The following is a 586-nucleotide window of genomic DNA, read 5'->3' on the forward strand; positions in this document are numbered from 1 at the left end:
AGGGAATCGAACCCTCGTCATCAGCTTGGAAGGCTGAGGTTTTACCATTAAACTACACCCGCAAGATACCGGTGGTCGGAATCGAACCGACACTCCAAAGGAACACGATTTTGAGTCGTGCGCGTCTACCAGTTCCGCCACACCGGCACAATCTCTTGCAAAACTATTTAATTGAGAAATAGTTGGAGGCGCCAGTCAGAATCGAACTGACGATAAAGGAGTTGCAGTCCTCTGCCTTACCACTTGGCTATGGCGCCACTCATTGGAGCGGAAGACGGGATTCGAACCCGCGACCCCGACCTTGGCAAGGTCGTATTCTACCACTGNTTGAAAAGCTGGGCTGGAAGGGATCGAACCTTCGCGTGCTGGAATCAAAATCCAGTGCCTTACCACTTGGCTACAGCCCAATAATAAGAGGGCGACTGATGGGAATTGAACCCACGAATGCCGGAATCACAATCCGGTGCGTTAACCACTTCGCCACAATCGCCATGGTAAACAGGGGCAGCAGGAATCGAACCCGCGCTGACGGTTTTGGAGACCGTAGTTCTACCGCTAAACTATGCCCCTATGGTGGTGGGGGGGG

General features: G+C 52.8%; 5 tRNA genes. All 5 read right to left on the reverse strand.

Features of this window, described 5'->3' with window-relative positions:
- Window positions 1-66: 66 nt before the first annotated feature.
- Window positions 67-147, reverse strand: a tRNA-Leu gene (locus ASF99_RS16915).
- A gap of 36 nt (window positions 148-183) precedes the next feature.
- Window positions 184-257: transfer RNA gene (locus ASF99_RS16920), tRNA-Cys, on the reverse strand.
- A 78-nt stretch (window positions 258-335) separates the two neighbouring features.
- Window positions 336-407: transfer RNA gene (locus ASF99_RS16925), tRNA-Gln, on the reverse strand.
- 10 nt (window positions 408-417) lie between these two features.
- A tRNA-His gene (locus tag ASF99_RS16930) sits at window positions 418-490 on the reverse strand.
- A gap of 9 nt (window positions 491-499) precedes the next feature.
- Window positions 500-570, reverse strand: a tRNA-Trp gene (locus ASF99_RS16935).
- Window positions 571-586 lie beyond the last annotated feature (16 nt).

This window comes from Exiguobacterium sp. Leaf187, from assembly GCF_001423925.1.
In the GTDB taxonomy this organism is placed as follows: Bacteria; Bacillota; Bacilli; order Exiguobacteriales; family Exiguobacteriaceae; genus Exiguobacterium_A; species Exiguobacterium_A indicum.